Raw genomic sequence first — 17745 nt, forward strand, 5'->3', positions numbered from 1 at the left:
CCGGCTCCACTTTACGCGGGGGTTTGCTCGGGCGCCTAGACGGACTTCTCTAGATCAGCGCTCTTCGACGTGATGGCACCTATCAGATCGTTCCAAGACTTGATGAACGAAGCTACTCCTTCGTCCTGCAGGCGGGCGGCTAACGCATCAACATCTACACCGGCCCTGGCGAAGTCGGCGAGTACGGCTTCGCAGTCGCCACCGTCCGCTGGTATGGCCGCACCGAGTTCGCCGTGGTCGGCAAACGCTTTCAATGTCGGCTCGGTCATGGTGTTGATCGTCAATGGGGCAGCCAGCGCACCAATGTATAGAACATCGGATGCTTTCGGATCCTTGGTGCCTGTACTTGCCATCAAGAGACGCTGCGGCCGGGCGCCAGCATTGAGGGCACGCTGGTAGCGCGGCGTCGCTAGCAGATCGTAATAAGCCGCGTAAGTGCGTTGGCCGATTGCGACACCGAGCCTATTGATAAGGGCATCGGGAACCTTGCCTGCGACCGCCACATCCCAGCGACTGACGAATAGCGATGCCACCGAGGCAACGTCAGGCTTCAGGCCAGCGGCAACGCGACGCTCAATGCCGCGCAGCCACGCGTCGGCAGTCGCAAGGTACTGTTCGCGGGAAAACAGTAGCGTGACGTTGACCGGAACGCCGGCGAAGATCAATTCTTCAATCGCCGGTATGCCTTCGCGCGTACCGGGCACCTTGATGAACAGGTTGCTGCGCCGGGCGCGTACATGCAAGTCCTTGGCCGCTGCAATCGTCGCATTGGTGTCGCGGGCAAGCAGCGGTGAAACTTCCAGTGATACCCAACCATCGACACCACAACTGAGATCATGGACCGGCAGGAAGAGATCGGCCGCCTGCGTGATGTCTTCCAATGCCAAGGCAAAGAATAACTGTTCGCCAGTCCTCCCCGCTTCGAGTCCGGCACTAATCGCTGCGTCATAGTCTGTGCTATGTTTGATCGCCTGGTTGAAAATCGTCGGATTGGAGGTCAGTCCGGTCACGGACAGTTCGTCAACATAGCGCTTGAGAGTGCCGCTGTTGAGGAGATCCCTCGTGATGTTGTCCAGCCATAGGCTTTGGCCGAAATTGTGGAGCGTACGAGTTGCCTTCATAGCTTGCCTCCGAAAATGTTGTTGAACAACCTATCGACATCGCCGGCGCTGCCGATGTTCCTCAAGTGTTGAAAATTGCGACAATGGCTGGGAGCCTCGCTATTCAGCTTGCTGTGTCCAGGCCAGGTGAAGATATCTCTGGAAACAATGGAGACCTGTCGGCTATCGGGAACTGCGCAAGCGCGGGGTATCCGTGCGCGAAGCGTGGAACACCAGCAAGTCAGCGCATGGGCCATGGCGGCTGTCGAAGACGCCGGCATTAGATTTCGCGCTACCATTACGCTTCTTCGAAACCTTGGGACTGCCCACTTGAGTTCGACAGTTCAAGGCAAAAAATGCCGTTTTTTGACAGGGTGGCAGCGTAGCCATGCGGGTTTGAGGGCGATTTGCCAAAAAGTCGTGTAGTGGCACGCTGTTGGTTTTGTAAGCTTTATCCTAAAAACCGCAGTTACCCGATTCCATTCGCATGATTCTCAAGAAATTGGTGGGCGAGAGGTGGTCCGACACCGGCTAGAACGCGCTTGAGATGATCGCAGACGAGTTGCCAGAGGGATGTCACATTCAACTGCTCCGCAGCAGAGGTGACCCAGCCCTGAAGCAAAGCAGAGACACGCATCAGAGCTTCCCGTGCCTTGCCGAAATGGGCGTGCAAACCGGTCAGCGTGATCGTTGTCTGGCCTGCATGCTCGGTCTTGCGTCCAACCGACGACATCAACCATGGCCGGCTGGTGATGGCTTCGCGGCGCGCTCCGGAATTGGCCAAACGTACGAACAGACTCCACCAGTTGTCCCCAGGGACTTCCTTTGGTCGTAGATCAGCGCTACCGCACGGGACGAGAGCTGGCAGCGATGCAGGTCATGCGTGGTGAAGCCGCCCCAGCCCCACTGGTTCTTCAGTTCGTCAAAGGTGTTTTCGGCATCCGCACGGTCACGGTAGAGTTGGCCCAGGCTGAGAATCTCATAGGCGGTATTGGTGACCAATACCGAATACTCATAGCCGGTGATTTGTTTGCCGGTCTTGCGGTTCGCCTCGACAAAGCCCAGCAGTTGCTGGCCGCTGTCTTCCTGGGCAACCACGATCTCACCCTTGAGTGGGCGGCGCAGAACCAGCACGCGCCTTGAGGCCTCCCAGCCGGCGAGCTTCAGTTCGCCGTCCTTGCCTTCCCAGCCCTGACCGGCATCTGTCCAACCGGCTTCACGGAACAGGCGCCCGATGTGGCGCCCGATGTGGCGTTTGACGTTCTTCGAGAGCTTGAGTTTGAACAGGTAAGGCTGTTCGCGCTCTTCCAGCGCCGCCATCAGTGGATCGTTGCCGAAGGCGCAGTCGCCCCGCACCAGCTTCGGCTTCTTCGGCGCAGGCAGGTCATCAAGGATCTTCAGCAGCCCCGCCTGAGTATGTTTGGCTGCGTGTTCGTTGCCGGCATGGACCTTGACGCCCAGTACCAGGCGAGTACCTGCCATGAGGTAGGTGTGATAGCTGTGAGAGGGGCGGCCCGGCTTTGTCGGGTTGTAGGAAACGATGGCGCCTTCCTGATGACCGTAGAGCGGTTTGACGGTGGCGTCGGTGTCGAGAATCCAGCCAGCATCCAGCAGTGGGACGACGCTGTCGGCAAGGTGCCGATCCAGCCAGGCTGTGCCTTCGACTTCCGGGATGCGCTTCAGAGCATTGCGCAGTGCGTCCTCAGAGATGAATGGCACTTACTTAAGCTTTTTGAGATGTCCATTTTTCATGACGATAGCTTTGGCGAGATTACGTGGTTTGGTGAGCATTGGATAGGGTTTAGGTCGTCGTTTGACGGCGCGAGGCTCGATCCGGCCCGGTCGGTTACCGACCTGTTGTTGGGCGATTAAAACGAATAGTTCGCTGTGTATGTTGTGATGGCTGCGGCTCGCAAAGGGTGCCCAGGCGAGCCAGATTTGCACGGTATGCTTGAAGCTCAGTTGGCGCGGCAATCTGTGGGAGAGCATTGCAGCCTGAGCCATCATTAAGCGAATCAGATTGTAGGCGAGGAGATAGACCCAGATTTCCTTGATCGCCATCGCAGGCGTCAGGCAACTCAGTCGTTCCATGCCGAGCGTGGTCTTGATGTTGCGCAGATCGAGTTCAACGTGCCAGCGATCCCGATAGAGCGATTTCAAGGCAGTCTTGTCGGTTTGTTTTGGGCAAAGCAATGTCGTCACCCGTGTCTTGCCGCCGACCCGAAGCTCGCGTACGGTCAGACTCTCGGGGGCCTGATCGTAGTCGGCCTGAGGCATCCAGTCGGGTTTGCTGACGGGTTTTGGCAGCACGATCAGATGATCGCACTGCCCCAACTGCCGACCTCGGCAAAAATCGGTGGTGCGTTGCCGCGCGCCATTTTGTTCAAACACCGCATCAATGCACCGCTCGCGCAATGAGCAGAGGAGAAAATAGGTGGCGTAGAAGGCGTCGCCCAACAGTAAATCACCCTGCTCCAGAGAATCGAATATCGAACGCAGCAACGACTGCTCATCGCTGCCCTTGCCTCGACAGGAGCCGGTCGCGGCATTGAGGACCGCCCCGCTACCCAAACAAACGAGCCCAACGATCCGGCACTGCGGGAAACCCAGCCCCGGCTTCTGGCTCGTCGGTTGCGGGTAGACGACCTGATTGTCTGAGGTGTCGGGCATTACGACGGTCGTCCCGTCCACCAGACGGACGGGACGACCCCGCCAATGCCAAGCTGTCGGCGCCTGCGTGGCGACTCTTTGCCCCACGTGGCACGCCAGTGTACTGAGCATCTTCAAAGGCAAGCGCTTTCGCGCCCGGCAATAGGCGCCCGTGTGGGTGCTGCCCGGCACCAGGCCGCCAACCAGGCATTTGACCGCACGGTCATTGACTGCCTTCTGGCAGGAACGATCGGTGCTCAGCGCTTGGGCCAGAAACATCGACAACGTCTCCGTCGGGGGATATTGCCTTTCTCGGTGGGGCGGCAGTTCAGATTCCACGGCATCGAACAATTCCGGCCCCATCAACAGGTTGAAAAACGCATAGGCGTCGCTCTGGGCAGCGTGGGCCTTGACCGTTCGGTGTTGCTGTGCGCGTGTACTGCGGATAGGATGCATTTGGGCTGGCTCATCGTGGGCGGGTTGGGTGTTTGGCGACGCCAACTTATCACGCGTCGATCCAGCCTGTTTCATCATTTGCATCAAAGAGTTGAATGTTAAGTAAGTGCCATTCTCCTCAGAGACGACTTTGCGCATACCCAGTAAGCCTGGGTTGACGCCGTCGCAACGGATGGCGGTGACGTGAGCATAGCGCTTGTGGCCAGATAGCACTGACAGCGTCCAGATGCCCAGTACGTCCGCTTTGCTCGGCGCATTCGGGCTGGTGTATGTCAGTGGACAGCTTTCCAGCCAACGCGACCATAGCCCGGTGAGTGTGAGAAATTCGATGAAGTAAGCCAATTGCCCCAGCGGGGTGGCTGCGCTTTCGGCTTCCCAGCGCATCTGCACTCGGCCCGCTACGGTTTGCACTCCCGAACAGGACAAAAGCCTTTCTTCGTGTTTCTGCTGCTTCAGTTTTGACTCACCCATTGGGTGACTCCTCATCTCGTTCGCAAAACCACAGTCTGCTCGGCTTCTGGCCAGTTTGCACTGGGGCAACTCAGGTTTTTAATCACTAACCAGTTCAATCATAGTCAAGTCCAAAATCTGCTGTAAATACTCTTCGATCCGATGAATGACGAATGGTTTTCAGCTAGCGAGGGCAACAACGTTGTTGCCCTCGCTAGCTGCGGCGCGGGAAGCCGCCCACTCCTTGAATTCATCCATGTCGAGGTACTTCCGTTCCTGCCAAGCCTCGTTCTGTTCGGCCAGCAGAGCGCCGATCAGGCGCAAGGCTGACTCGTCGTTGGGGAAGATGCGGATCACGCGCTCCCGCCGGCGAATTTCCTCGTTGAGCCGCTCCTGCATGTTCGTTGTGCGTAGCCGCTTGCGATACTTCTCGGGCAAGACCATTACCGCCATGGCATCCTCGAATCCTGCTTCGAGGCAGGCCACCGCTTTGGGGGCGCTCTTGGCGAAGCGCTCGGTGAATTCCGCCAGGCGGCGCTTGGCCTCGACCAAATCGGGCGCCTGCAGCACGAGCTTGACGGCAGCTGCCACCTCGGCGCGGTGGCGGGTGTTGCATTGGCCCAGAATGTTGCGCATCAGATGCACCTGACAGCGTTGCCAGCTGGCCCCCTGAAAGTGCCGCGCTGCCGCTTCACGCAGGCCGCCGTGGTCGTCCGAGATGATGAACTGCGTGCCCTTGAGGCCGCGCCCTCTGAGCCAGCGGAAGGTCTCGTCCCAGGTGGCGAAGCTCTCGGTGTCGCCGATCCGCACGCCCAGAATCTCCCGGAAGCCATCGGAGCGGATGCCTGAGACGGTCAGCACGGCACGCGAAACCACACGATCTTCTTGCCGACTCTTGATGAACAGGGCATCGACCAGCACGAAGGGATACTCGCCGTCCAGCCGCCGTTCGTTGAACGCGCTGACCCGCGGTTCCAGTCCGGCGCACAGTGCGCTCACCATCGATTTGGAGAAGCTGGCGCCGCACAGCTCTTCGGTGATCGCCGAGACCTTGCGCGTCGAGACACCGTGCACGACCATTTCCATGAGCGCCAGAACGAAGGCCTGCTCGCTCCGCTGGTAGCGCTTGAAGATGTCCGTCGAAAAGCTGCCGTCCCGCGTCTGCGGCACCAGCAGCGTCACCGGCCCAACCCGCGTGTAAAGGGTGCGTGGCCGGTAGCCGTTGCGATAGCCGGCCCGTTCGTCCGTGCGCTCGTGCCGCGTCGCCCCCAGCGTTTCCGTCACCTGCGCCTCCAGTACTTGATTGAGCACCGCTTCCACCAGTTTCGCCAGCCCGTCCTGCCCGTTTAAAAGCCCTGGCAGCAAGTCCGTTCCTACGCTAACCTCATACCCAGTCATCGCTTCTCTCCTTCGGTTATCGATCGTCTCGCAACGTCAGTTTACCGAATCGAAGCGGTGGCTACCTGCCACCCGATTTACAGCAGTTTAGGGACTCAATCTCAATCATCACAAATCATGAGAAGAATTCAGGATGCGCAAGCCATGGTTGGCACTATGTTGAAGCGGGTCAATGAGCAGGCCGCAGCGACGATTGAACGTCCCAATCGAGTGAGGTAGTAGCGATAGGTATGAGTGACTTTCTTGATCAAGCCGAGCGTACGCAGTCGGGCAAGTTGGCGCGACATGGCGGACGGAGTGAGCTTCAGATAGCTGAGAAGATCGGCACGACGCCAACCGTGAATGTTGAACTCGCCGCGTTGCATGGTTTGCAGCAAGGCTTTCTCGGCAGGATCAAAGAAGTTCACCCCTTTGACACCGGGAGCCGCCCCCAACCGTGGCATGCTCAATCGCTCCAAGTCACGCTCGCCGGCACTGGGGTCATCGAGGCTGGAGAGGAACGCCAGGTAACGTTGGTTGCAGCCGAGCAGGATGTCGCGCAGGTCGATCAGGCTATAGATTGTCTTCTTCAGGGGCGCCAATTCTCGGGTGGCGTGCCTGTCCTTGTGTTCCACCTTGCGGTGGTGTTTGAAGAAACTCACGTCATTGACGGTCGTTTCGACCCGCAGTACGCGGGAGAATTTGTCATACACCTTGACGCCAGCGGCGCCCATGGTGTGCTTGATGCAGCGCCCCTCGATACGGGTGGACAACCGGGAACCGATCTCCTGGGCCAGTTGTGGCGTGACCTTCTTGCCCAGAAAGCTGGAGACGCGTTCTGCGTTGGCGGCCAAGACCGCTTGGCGCGAAATGGCGTCATACAGTGGAACCAATATCTGCTCACTGCGAAACATCAGGTCGGTGGAGTATTCGACTTGGCGCAGGCTCCAGTGATACGAGGATCCAAAGACGTCAAGCACTGGGCACAACCACTGCGCATAGCGATCCAGTCGCGGGTGAAGTACGTCGGGACTGAACGCATCCGCCAGCGCCTGCGCCTGCGCGATGTCGGCGACACGCAGGAAGGCGTTGTCCTGCTGGAGGAAGTCGATCCTTTCTCGCGTCAGAGTTCTTGCCAGAGCGCTGTGACCATTACAGTAGAACTGCAACCCGAACGGTGCCCACGTCGGCACACGCAGGTAGCACAACCCCAGTTCCTCGTCGATGAAATAGAAGTAGTCGTGCAGGCACTTGCCTTGATCGGGGCGCAGGTAAGTCTTGCCACTGCCTTTGTCATGCCACGGTTTGTAGCTCGGACAGGCTTCCATGGCCGAGAGCACATGCACCAAACCCGGTGCGTCGCCGCGACCGGCGAGCACTCGCGCGACCAACTCTTCCTTGCGAATATGGCTTTTGCTGACGTGCTCGATTTCAATACCCGCCGCCAGACACACCTCCTGCGCACGCTCACGAATGCGATCTCGCAGCGGCTCGGCAAATCGCGGGTAGTCGAATACCCGAATTCCGTGCGTGTACAAATAACTCGTCATTCCTGCCGCGTAGCACGCACCAGGCAGCGTGCCGGTGATAATGATCCGGTCAAAGCACGAAAGCACACCATGCATGTTCGTCGCGTATCGTTCCGCCAGAGCCATCGCCAACATGATCGCCTCCTCGGTCATTCGTCAGGCTTCTATCGTAATACCTGTTTGGTTCCGGCTCGTCCGGCTTAGGTTCAATCAGCAGGACGTCGGTTTTGGCTAACTGCGCCAGCGTCTTGGCATAACTGCCATCCCCACGGCCGATAGCCAGTGCCGGCAACAGGCGTGGCAAGCGCACATAGAAGGCAGAACGGCCTTGCCGGCATGCCTGATTGACCAGGGCGCAGGCATGGAAGGTCTTGCCGACGCCGGTCGGCCCGCAAATCAGCACATTCTGGTGGTCGCTGACCCAGCGTCCGGTCATCAGACGGGCAAACAAGGCCCGGTCAAGACCGCGCGGATGGCGGAAATCGACATCCTCCGGTGTCGCCGCCTGTTTCAATTTGGCCCGTTTCAGGCGAGCGGCGTTCTGCCGGGATTCGCGCTCGGCCAGTTCACTGTCAATCAGAAGGCCAAGGCGTTCCTCGAAGGCGAGTTGGCTGATGTCGGCTTGTTGTGCTTGGCTGGCTAAAGCCTTGGCCATGCCGGTCAGGCGGAGCTGGTGCAGTTGGTCCATGGTCGGGTGATGGAGCATAGATGTTTCCTTTCAGGTCAGTGGTAGTAATGCGGACCACGCACGTTGGCGTGATCCAGGGGGAGAGCGGTCTGGGCCGTTGCCGTCAGGCGCTTGATGTCCAGGCCATGCTTCAAGATGGATTTCAGGCTGCCGTAGGACAGCGCATTGATGTCGATGGCCCGTTCGCACGCCGCCTCCAGGCGGGCCTCACCATAGGCCTTCGATAGACGCAGAATGCCCAGGCAACTGCGGTAACCCTGTTGCGGATGGCGACGTTGATGCAGGACATGTTCGATGACGGCTTTGACGTGCGGTCCAATACGGCCGGCCCAGTCCAGCAGCCGAGGGGCATTCCAGCCCTGAACGGATTGATGGGCCGGCGTCATGTGGGCATCGACGGTGGTATGCCGCCCCTTCGCCGCACTCCGCACATGGCTGGCGATGCGGTTCCCGCGATGAAACAGTTCGACGGTTGTATTTGTGAAACGGGCATCGACCTTCTGCCGGGCGAAGCGGTAAGGCACGGAGTAGTAATGGCCGGCGATTTCAACGTGGTAGTCGATACCGACCGTCGCCACCTTCCATTCGGCGAATTCGTAACGCGATTCCGGCAACGGGCGTAAGGCCGGGCGGTCCATCTCGGCAAAGGCACTTTCCCGTGACCCCGGCAGTTTCTTGAAGGGGCGGCGATTCAGGGCCTGCATCAGTTCGGCAATGTGCCGATTGAGCTCACTGAGGCTGAAGAATCGCTGATTCCGCAGGCGAGCAAGCACCCAGCGCTCGACGAGCAGAACACCCGCTTCCACCTTGGCCTTGTCTTTCGGGCGATACGGCCGGGCCGGCACGACGGCGGTGGCGTAATGGACGGCCAGGTCGCGATAGCTGGGATTGAGCTCGGGGTCGTAATGGCAGGCTTTGTTGACGCCACTCTTCAGATTGTCGGGCACCAGCATGGCCGGCACACCGCCGAAGAATTCCAGTGCTCGGACATGACTGCCAATCCAGTCCGGCAGTGCCTGGCTCCATGTGGCGTCATAATAGGTGTCCCACGGGGATTTCCTTCGGTCATAATTCGAGGCGCCGAGGACGGCAACGAAGATGGCCGCCTGGCGGATTTCGCCGGTCAGCGGGTCGGTGACTGGAACGGTCGGGCCGGCGTAATCGACAAACAACTTCTCGCCGGGTGTGTGGGTCTGGCGCAGACTGAGCGACAAACGCCCAGCCCAAACTCGGTAGTGGTCGCAGAAGCTGCTGTATTGATAGCCGTCCGGGTGCTCGCTCTTGTACTCCTGCCAGAGCAGGTCGAGCGTCACGCCATTGCGGCGCAGTTCCCGCTGCACACCAGGACAGTCCGGTTCCGGTCGGCGGGTCGATGAAGGTGCAGACGGCGGGTAGAGTAGTGCCTCGACGCCTGCTTCGGTCATGCCCGCCGGCAACGGATAAGTGAGCCCCGCCAATTTCGCTCGGCGGAGAATTTCGCCCACCGTCGTCGGCGAGGAATCGATTGCCCGGGTAATCTCGCGGTGGCTGCGACCGTCCGCAACGGATAGCCGTAATACTTCAAAAATCTTGCGCATGGATAACCTGCTATTCGCCATGTGGCCCTCGGCAAATGCGCCGAGGGTGCCACGGTTATCCCGCGTGCTACGATATGACTTTGGGCTGTCCAGATTCCGTCGGAATCGGTGTCCAGTTTGCCTCGGAATCAGTGTCCAGGTTCCGTCGGAATGACTGTCCAGTTTGGGTCGGAATTCGCACTTGTCGATTGATACCGTATTTTGCTACCATTCAGCCGTGAAACGAAAGCATCAGCGTACCCTGGAACTGATCTTCGCTCGGCCAGTCTCGGCCAATGTGCGCTGGGCCGACATTGAGGCGCTGTTCGAAGAATTGGGTGGACAACTTGCCGAGCGTGAAGGTTCACGTGTGCTGGTGCGATTGTTCAACGACAGGCGGGTATTCCATCGTCCACACTCCGAGCCGACAACGGATAAAGGTGCGGTCGAGGCGGTCCGCAAGTGGCTTGACGGAAACGGAGTAAAACCATGAACACCATGACGATCAAAGGTTATCAGGCGGTCATCGCATTTGACCCGGATATTCAGATGTTCCGGGGTGAGTTTGTTGGACTGAATGGCGGCGCCGACTTCTACGCAAAAGATGTGGATGGCCTGCGGCGCGAGGGGGAGGTTTCCCTTCGGGTATTTCTCGACGCCTGCACCGAAGATGGCGTCAAACCGCGCAAGCACTTCTCCGGCAAGTTTTCCCTGCGGGTCGATCCCGCCACACACGAAGCCGCCGCCATCGCTGCGGCGGCTCACGGTCAGAGCCTCAATCAATGGGCGACCGAAGCTATTCGACAGGCAGCCTTGGCCGGCTGACAGAAGTTCCGCGCAGAAAATCTATTGGCTCAGAAAGCCAAATGGCTCTGACTCTTTCGGCGCTGAAATAGTTTTGAGTGCAAAAACCCTGCGTTCAGCAAGTATGCTCCTACCGATACCAGTTATGGCACTGTGGGCGCCTGCCGCTGCCGGAATTTCACGACGTCCAGCCGCCGGTGGCGCCTTCTGCGGTCAACCCGGAGTAGAAGATGTTTTCGACCACTGGCCATCCTGAAAGCATGCTTCCTGCCGTAACGTAGCGGAGCCGTTCACCGGCAATCTCCCCTTTGCTCGCTGCCTATGTCGTTCCTGCAGGCCTAACCACATGGGGTGGCAAAACCCGAGAGGAAATTGTTGCCGAAATGCACCGGGCGAGCCCTGGATAGATAGACAACCGTCACCCATCCTTGTGATTTCTCGGGAGGCCACCCTCAGCCCATGCGTTCTGGGGCAGCGCCAGCAATACGGCGAGCAGCAGGTAAAGATAGAGCGCAAACTGCTTGGAGGTGTAGGAAAAGCTGAGCAGCCCTGCTGTCAGCAAGGCAACAACACCGGCCAGCGCCGCGGCGGCGATGCGTCGATGATCTTGGCCGAGCCCCGGCCAAGCGCGAAGAACGCGTGCGAGCACCACGCCGAGCATCGCCAGGAAAGTGGAGAGGCCGAGAATGCCGGTTTCAAACCAGGCATCAAGGATAAAGTTATGCAGATGCCTTACCGTTACCTCACCAATTCCCGCCAAGTCAGCGATACGCAGTACGTCGACACGGCTGGCGATATTGCCGAAACCAACTCCCAGCCAATGGTTTTCGGGAGGGGAATTCAGCGCCTGCCACCAGATGGTCGCTCTGCCATTGGTAAAACGATCCATGGTGGCAAAGTCGAAGGAAATATTGGAGACACCGCGGAAGAAACGCTGGCCGAAGACGATACCTAAAGCCACCACGGCCACACCGGCTGCCAGCCAATGTCGCTTGCGCAAGTGCAGCCCTAGAAACGAGAACACCGCCAGCGCGGCCATCATGGCAAGCAGCGCCGCGCGCCCTTGCGACAACCCGATGTAGACGGCGAAGGCGACGATCGCGCAAGGCAACAACCAGCGGCGACGTGATTGAGAGAGAATCGCAAGCAGCAGAAATGGCAGCAACCACGGGAGGTCGTCTTCGTGAAGTTGCTGTGTGGGAATGAATTCGACAGCCAGCAGAAAATATGGAAGCTGAAGGTATAGCACAAGAATGAGTGTCAGGGATCCCCACGCCATGGCACGCATCAGGCGAGGAAGCTGAAAGGGCATTTGCTGCAGGGCTACCGGCGTAAAAACCCCCGTAAGGCTGAATTGCAAGTAGCGCAACAATTGATATCCGCCATTCCGCGGATCGGCAGACTGCGTCAGACTGAGACCCCAGATCAGGAGCATCAGGCCGTAGAAAGCCAGGAACCAGCGCTGTTGCCAGATGGCGCTCGTCTTGCCCGACGTGAGCAACACGCTGGCCAGCGCCCAAAGGAAGTATATCGCGCTCGCGATGTTGAACGCACCGCGCCCGGCGACACTTGTCAACGGCAGGAATGCGGGAATCAGCCAGCCCCAGCGAAAGAAGTGACTGCGAACCAGTTCAGCTACCTGCTTCAGGCTCATGAATTAATTCCAGATGATTGACCGCCTGAAGTACATCGGATGGTCGAATTTGCCTGACTCCGTTGCTTGACAGTCCGGCTTCGGGATATATCGGATGAATTCGGGGAGAACTGTTCGCCACCCAGGCCGAAACCGGATGCCCGAAGAAGCCGATGCTGTGTGTCCCGCAGGCCGCGCTCAAATTGAGCATGCCGGTATCGTTGCCGAGAAAGAGTTGCGTTTCCGCCAGCAGGGCGACGACCTCCTGAAGAGGCATCTGGATGAGCGAGACCAGATTGTCAGGATTGCCGAGTTCCTGGCTGATGCCATCGGCCATCACTTGTTCCGGATTGCCACCGAGCAGGAAACAGCTTCCCCCGTAGCTTTGCAGCAAGGAGTTCGCGAGGGCGGAAAAATTGCTCGCTCCCCATTGTTTGTAGGCTTCGCTGCTGCCGATCCCGAGGACAAACCATGGGCGGGGACATGCCGCGAAACGGGCGCGAATGACAGATCTGGAGGAGGCTTGTGCAGCGATCAGCGGGACCGGTCGGTCGAGATCGACCGCCAGGCCGCGTAGCAGATAATCGGCGCGCTCCACGGTATGGAGCGTGTTCGGCACTGGGACTACGGGTAGATCGGTAAGCAGCATCCGCTGCCATCCCGACGCAATTCCCGCGCGGCGAGGGATGCCCGCCAGCCAGGCGGCAACAAGGTAACGGCTGCTATCGTGCAGAATCCACACCTTGCGGTAGCGTTTGTGACGTAATTCAGATACCAGCCGGAAAAACCCCCGCAGCCCGTCGTGCGGACCCGGCTTGCGCTGCACCCACAGCACCTCGGCAACCTCGGGCAGGCTGGCCAGCAGTTGGTCCGAAAGCGAACGCGGCTTGGTCAGCACCGAAACCCGCCCTTCCACCTCGTGACGAGCGATCGACAACAGGTGAGGAAGGTGCCAGACCATGTCGCCGATACCGGGAAGCGGCTGGATGACCAGTACTCCGCGACGAGCGCTCGCTTGATTCATCGATTCCCGGTCCAGCCAGAATTTGTCATGCAAAGTAGTTCTTCCACCTCGCGTGGCACGGGAAAGGAGTATCCTCTTTTCATGTTGGCGGCTTGCATCGGTCTATTTGTGGGACACAGTGGACAGATCGCCTGCTGGTGACGCCGGGAGATGCCAGTCCACCATGGAACCCGCCAGATCCATTACCTGCTCAGGCGTAACGAATTTCATGCACGAGTGATGATCGCAGGTCTTTCGATAGCAATTCTTGCATGATAAGTCGGCCTGGATCGCTATAATTCCATTTCCAACCGGTTTCACCCGCCGTGGGTCAGTCGGGCCGCAGATGACAATCATGCGTTGATTGCTCGCCGCGGCCAGGTGTGCGGTACCCGTGTCATTGGCAACGATCAGCGCCGCGCGCTCGAAGATCGGCGGCAGTTCCAGCAGTTGCGTCTTGCCGCACAGGTTGACGACGTAGCCGCTGTCACCCTCGGCGATGGCTGCGCACTCTTCAACCTCATCCGGGCCACCCAGCAAGACGACATTGGTCAGGCCGACGCCCTTCAACAACAGGGCAAGCCGCCGATAGTTGTGCACTCCCCAGCGCTTGGTAAGTCCAGCTGCGTGGCTTCCGGGAAGAAACACGGCAAATCTTCCGTCCTCGAGGCCGCTCTCGTCAAGGATCGCCGAGGCGCGTTTCCTTTGTGCCTCGGAGCCATGCAATAGTGGCCGCTCCGTGTTGGCAGGAATACCTGCGGCGAGCAATGAAGCGCGCATGCGCTGAAAGACGTGAGTACTGACCGGTAGTTTCGGGTGCGAGATGTTGTATGGAAATCCGGGTCTGTTGCCGATTCTCCATGGAATCCGGCACCCCGAGAAAAGCAGGGCCGAAAGCAACAGGCGCGTCCGGTCGTTGCATTGAAGGTCGATTATCAGATCATAGTTGCCGGCGCGGGCGGTCTTGACCCAGCGCCACATCCCTTTGACGTTGCGCTCCCGATTTCGCAGATCCACCATCCAGACGCGCGAAAATCGCGGATCATCGGCAAAGAGCGAATTCCACGGCGGCATCGCGTTGAGATGAATCTCCCGTCCGGGAAACGCCCTGAAGACATCCTCGATGATGGCGGTACTGATCACGACGTCGCCCATGCCCCCCCATTTGATGATCAGAATGCGCCGGATATCATCGTGGGAAGGCAGGTCGTGGACCGAGGCGATCTCCTGCGCCAGACCCGACTCCTCGAAGACCATCAGGGCGTGGGGGAGAGGTTCAGCCATTGCCTTCAACCTCATGTACGAGTTGTTGATAGAGTTCCTGATATTGCTGAATGACGCGTTCCTTGCCGTGTTCCCGCAGGAGTGTTGACCGGCCCGCTTCGCCAAGCAGGGAGAGGGTCTTCGCTTCGGACGTCAGAAGTTCGCGCAAGGCATTAGCCAGATTTTCGGGCTCCGCGCAAGGGACAATCAATCCGTCCTGTTCATGCGACATTATCTCGAGAGCACCGTGAGTTGCAGTGGAAACGACCGGCTTGCCATGCGCCCAGGCTTCAAGAATGATGTTGCCGAGCGCTTCCTCGCGCGAGGGACAGGCGAAGACATCCGACATGTCGAGCAGTGGGCCGATATCCCGTTGCCAGCCCGCCCAGCAGACACGACCGCAGATGCCGAGACTGACCGCCTGATCGCACAATGACGATGCGAGTTCCCCGTCTCCCGCGATGAGCAGATGCAAGGGACGGCCGGCAATGGCTGAGGGCAGGGCGGAGAACGCCTGCAAGAGGTCAGAGAATCCCTTGACGGGGTGCAGGCGTCCTGCGGATGTTATCAGCAGTGCATCCTCGGGGATGCCGAAGCGCCGCCGGGATTCGATGATGCTTACCTGATCGGTCACGGGTGCCAGCTCGACGAAATTGCCGATATGGAACACTCGTTCGGGAGGAAAACCGCTCCTTCGCAGATAGTCGCAGATTCCCGCGGTATTTCCGATCCAGGCATGGACATGCCGGTAGCTGTGCAGCTTGTAATAGCCGCCAAGTCTCGCAACGTGAATCGGCAGCCGGCCCTGTCCGAGCGATACCAGCCTGGTGGCCCGGCCCATCCATGTCTGGACGATATGAGGCCGGAACTCGCTGATGGCGCGGGAAATCTTCCATCTTGCCCAAATATCCCAGACGCCGCGCATCGCAATATGCCGTTGAGGCAACCCCGACTTCAGCCCGGTTGATGCCTGACTCCCTGGTAGCGTAACGGCAAGCAATTGTCCCCCGCTGTCGTGAAGCGCATTGGTCAGACGCACGAAAAAGCCCTCGGCGCCACCGCCGCCCTTGCTCCCGATGATCTGCATCACACGCATCGAATCGACAGATCCTTCAAGAAACGATCGGTCTTGCACAAGGCTCACCAAGCAGGTTGCAATAAACGCCGAGAGTACCCGACAACATGGTTGCCAGCATAAACTTTTCCGGCAGTTTCCCGATGGCGGGCGCTTGCCGCAAGAATGCGATGGATACCTCGATCAACTGTGGCAGATCCTTCAATCCGACCAGCCCGGCAGGTAGCATTGCGCCGAGGATCTCGCTTGCCCCGCCGTGGTCGTAAGCGACCACCGGAATGCCCAGGGCAAGCGCCTCGAGAACGGTTCTGCCGAAGGATTCCGGCTGGGAAGACAAAGAAAGAACCAGCGCGGAAATACTCATGATTTCTTTCAGATCGCCGCGATTGCCGGTGAATGTAATGTCCGAAGAAAGACCCCGACGATGAATCGTTTCCTCAAGTTCCGCAAAGTACCTGCTCCGCCTCGGCTCATACCCCCCGACAATCAGTCCGTGAACGTCCGGCATCATCGCTTTCAAGCGGCCAATGATCTCGATGAAGTCGTGGTGCCCCTTCAGTCGGGTGATCCTTCCGGGCAAGGTGACGAGGCGCTTCCCCTGCAGACGAGGATACTCCTCGCCCCATCGCCTCCGCCAAAGGGCGTCAGGACGAAAGCCGCCGGAATACTCCCCCGGGTCGATTCCACGATGGATTGTCGTTACCGGCGCATGCGGCCCGTATTCTTTCGCGACATGATCGGCAATGCAATCCGAGACGGCAATGATGTGTTCGGCCTTCGCCATGACCGCACTGTACGAATTGACCGAGTAGAAGCCGTGAAACGTACTCACCAGACGCGGTCGCGTCGCCGGGTTCATTCCTCTCCATGCCAGGTAGCCGACCCATGCGGGAAGGCGCGAACGAACGTGCAGGATGTCCACTTGCTGCTCGACCAGGAAACGCCGCAGTTTTCGCACCAGACCCAGTGTCCGCAGCGACTTCTCGCCGATCGGCCAGCAGAAGTGCCGCGACCCCTCCCCAGCAAGCTGCCCAACCAGGCGCCCGCCTGCCGACATCACCAGCGAGCGGTGGCCATGTTCGACCAGATGCCGCCCCACTTCAAGGGTCCCGCGTTCCACACCGCCGCTTTCCAGGGCGGGAAGAACCTGCAGCACGGCTATTGACCGGGAAGCCATGTCTGCCTGATCCAGCGCGCGCACCGTGCGGCCTCATTGAATTCCTGCTGCGGCACAGGGAGCGGCTGGCCTGCCTGCCACCGGGCAAAGCTAAGCACTTTACCCTCTCCAAGCAACTGCTCGACGCCACGTGCCACGCGCCCATCGCCGATTCGTTGCAGATCGAAGATGCCCACCGCTGCGCCGGCAGTCAGCGCCTCATAAAGCATTGAGACACTGTCCGGCGTCACCCAGACCTGCCCGGCCTGGCGCAACTGCCCTGGTAGCCAGTCGAGTGGAGCCGCCTTGAATGGAACGATGTCGACATTGCCTGGCAACGCCTCGCGCAACATGCGCAACGTGCCGTCAGGGGTACGTGGGGAAGTGGTAAGCCGCCAGTTCACGTCGCCGCGCGCCGACGCCAGCTTCCGCGCCTGTTCGACCACAGCGCGGTCATCCCATCGGTAATGGGCCGATAGTCCACCCAGCAGCATCAGCCCTGCATTCGCCTGCAGTTCATGGGAGGGCCGGATTCCATTGATTGCTCCCTTGGTGAGCAGCACATTGCGCCCTTCGCTGACGCCATCATGCTCGGGAATCAGGCAGAGATCGAAACAGCGCTTCGGCAAACCGGGATTCATCAGCACAATCGTCTTTCCGCCGCGGGCACGTCGCGCGGCCAGCATGGTGAAGTGCGTTCCATGCCCGGCACCGATGATGAGTGCCGGAGGGCGCCGGTCGCCGCTGGCAAAACGCCCGGTCAACCAATGCCAGAAAGCTTGTCCGCGGGGCAAAGCGGGAATCTCACTTACCTCCAGCGGGATCAATTGTGCCAGTGCCTGTACAAGTCCCTCGGTTTGTCGCTCGTGGCCACGCTTTCCATCGATAACGCGCCAAATTACAACCGGATTTGTCAAGACACTTGCCTTTCAAATTGCTCTGAGCGCTTCCCCGGTAGCCGTAAGCGCATGTCAGGCGCCACACGCCCCGAACGGGGACGGCGCAA

At 59.3% G+C, this 17745-nt stretch carries 14 protein-coding genes and 1 pseudogene; 2 read left to right on the forward strand and 13 right to left on the reverse strand.

Annotated features, from left to right (window positions below; genetic code table 11):
- Positions 1-35 precede the first annotated feature (35 nt).
- From tal to IPP03_14520, 7 genes and pseudogenes are all read right to left on the reverse strand, one after another.
- Positions 36-1121: a transaldolase gene (gene tal, locus IPP03_14490; protein ID MBL0353796.1), complete on the reverse strand. Its 1086-nt coding sequence runs from the start codon at positions 1119-1121 to the stop codon at positions 36-38.
- Between the two features lie 448 nt (positions 1122-1569).
- A pseudogene (locus tag IPP03_14495) lies at positions 1570-2810 on the reverse strand (transposase).
- A 9-nt stretch (positions 2811-2819) separates the two neighbouring features.
- A complete protein-coding gene (locus tag IPP03_14500) occupies positions 2820-4205 on the reverse strand; it encodes an IS4 family transposase (protein MBL0353797.1) in 1386 nt (461 codons plus the stop codon).
- Between the two features lie 630 nt (positions 4206-4835).
- Positions 4836-6053: an IS256 family transposase gene (locus IPP03_14505; protein MBL0353798.1), complete on the reverse strand. Its 1218-nt coding sequence runs from the start codon at positions 6051-6053 to the stop codon at positions 4836-4838.
- Positions 6054-6181: 128 nt separating this feature from the next.
- Entirely contained in the window at positions 6182-7714 is a 1533-nt protein-coding gene (locus IPP03_14510; protein MBL0353799.1) for a MarR family transcriptional regulator, read from the reverse strand.
- Positions 7632-8267 carry an ATP-binding protein gene (locus tag IPP03_14515; protein ID MBL0353800.1) on the reverse strand — a complete coding sequence of 212 codons (636 nt, stop codon included), beginning with the start codon at positions 8265-8267 and terminating at the stop codon, positions 7632-7634. The genes IPP03_14510 and IPP03_14515 overlap by 83 nt, the downstream gene beginning before the upstream one ends.
- A gap of 17 nt (positions 8268-8284) precedes the next feature.
- A complete protein-coding gene (locus IPP03_14520) occupies positions 8285-9847 on the reverse strand; it encodes an IS21 family transposase (protein ID MBL0353801.1) in 1563 nt (520 codons plus the stop codon).
- Between the two features lie 196 nt (positions 9848-10043).
- On the opposite strand from IPP03_14520, the gene IPP03_14525 reads away from it, so the two are divergent.
- Together IPP03_14525 and IPP03_14530 are read left to right on the forward strand one after the other, a co-directional pair.
- Positions 10044-10298, forward strand: coding sequence for a type II toxin-antitoxin system HicA family toxin (locus IPP03_14525; protein MBL0353802.1), 255 nt, complete (start codon positions 10044-10046; stop codon positions 10296-10298).
- The gene (locus tag IPP03_14530; GenBank protein MBL0353803.1) at positions 10295-10630 is read left to right on the forward strand and encodes a type II toxin-antitoxin system HicB family antitoxin; all 336 of its coding nucleotides are present in this window, start codon (positions 10295-10297) and stop codon (positions 10628-10630) included. Before IPP03_14525 ends, IPP03_14530 begins: the two co-directional genes overlap by 4 nt.
- Before the next feature lie 397 nt (positions 10631-11027).
- Here IPP03_14530 and IPP03_14535 read toward each other — a convergent pair whose 3' ends face one another.
- The 6 genes from IPP03_14535 to IPP03_14560 all read right to left on the reverse strand — a co-directional run bounded on the left by IPP03_14535 (position 11028) and on the right by IPP03_14560 (position 17656).
- Positions 11028-12263 (reverse strand): O-antigen ligase family protein, encoded by a 1236-nt coding sequence (locus IPP03_14535; GenBank protein MBL0353804.1) that lies wholly within the window; start codon positions 12261-12263, stop codon positions 11028-11030.
- Positions 12241-13299, reverse strand: coding sequence for a glycosyltransferase family 9 protein (locus tag IPP03_14540; protein ID MBL0353805.1), 1059 nt, complete (start codon positions 13297-13299; stop codon positions 12241-12243). The genes IPP03_14535 and IPP03_14540 overlap by 23 nt, the downstream gene beginning before the upstream one ends.
- Positions 13300-13368: 69 nt before the next feature.
- Positions 13369-14529: a glycosyltransferase family 9 protein gene (locus IPP03_14545; GenBank protein ID MBL0353806.1), complete on the reverse strand. Its 1161-nt coding sequence runs from the start codon at positions 14527-14529 to the stop codon at positions 13369-13371.
- The gene (locus tag IPP03_14550; protein ID MBL0353807.1) at positions 14522-15604 is read right to left on the reverse strand and encodes a glycosyltransferase; all 1083 of its coding nucleotides are present in this window, start codon (positions 15602-15604) and stop codon (positions 14522-14524) included. The genes IPP03_14545 and IPP03_14550 overlap by 8 nt, the downstream gene beginning before the upstream one ends.
- Before the next feature lie 16 nt (positions 15605-15620).
- Positions 15621-16760, reverse strand: coding sequence for a glycosyltransferase family 4 protein (locus tag IPP03_14555; GenBank protein ID MBL0353808.1), 1140 nt, complete (start codon positions 16758-16760; stop codon positions 15621-15623).
- Entirely contained in the window at positions 16742-17656 is a 915-nt protein-coding gene (locus IPP03_14560) for a mitochondrial fission ELM1 family protein (GenBank protein MBL0353809.1), read from the reverse strand. The genes IPP03_14555 and IPP03_14560 overlap by 19 nt, the downstream gene beginning before the upstream one ends.
- Positions 17657-17745: the final 89 nt, after the last annotated feature.

This window comes from Candidatus Dechloromonas phosphoritropha, assembly GCA_016722705.1.
Taxonomy (GTDB): Bacteria; Pseudomonadota; Gammaproteobacteria; order Burkholderiales; family Rhodocyclaceae; genus Azonexus; species Azonexus phosphoritrophus.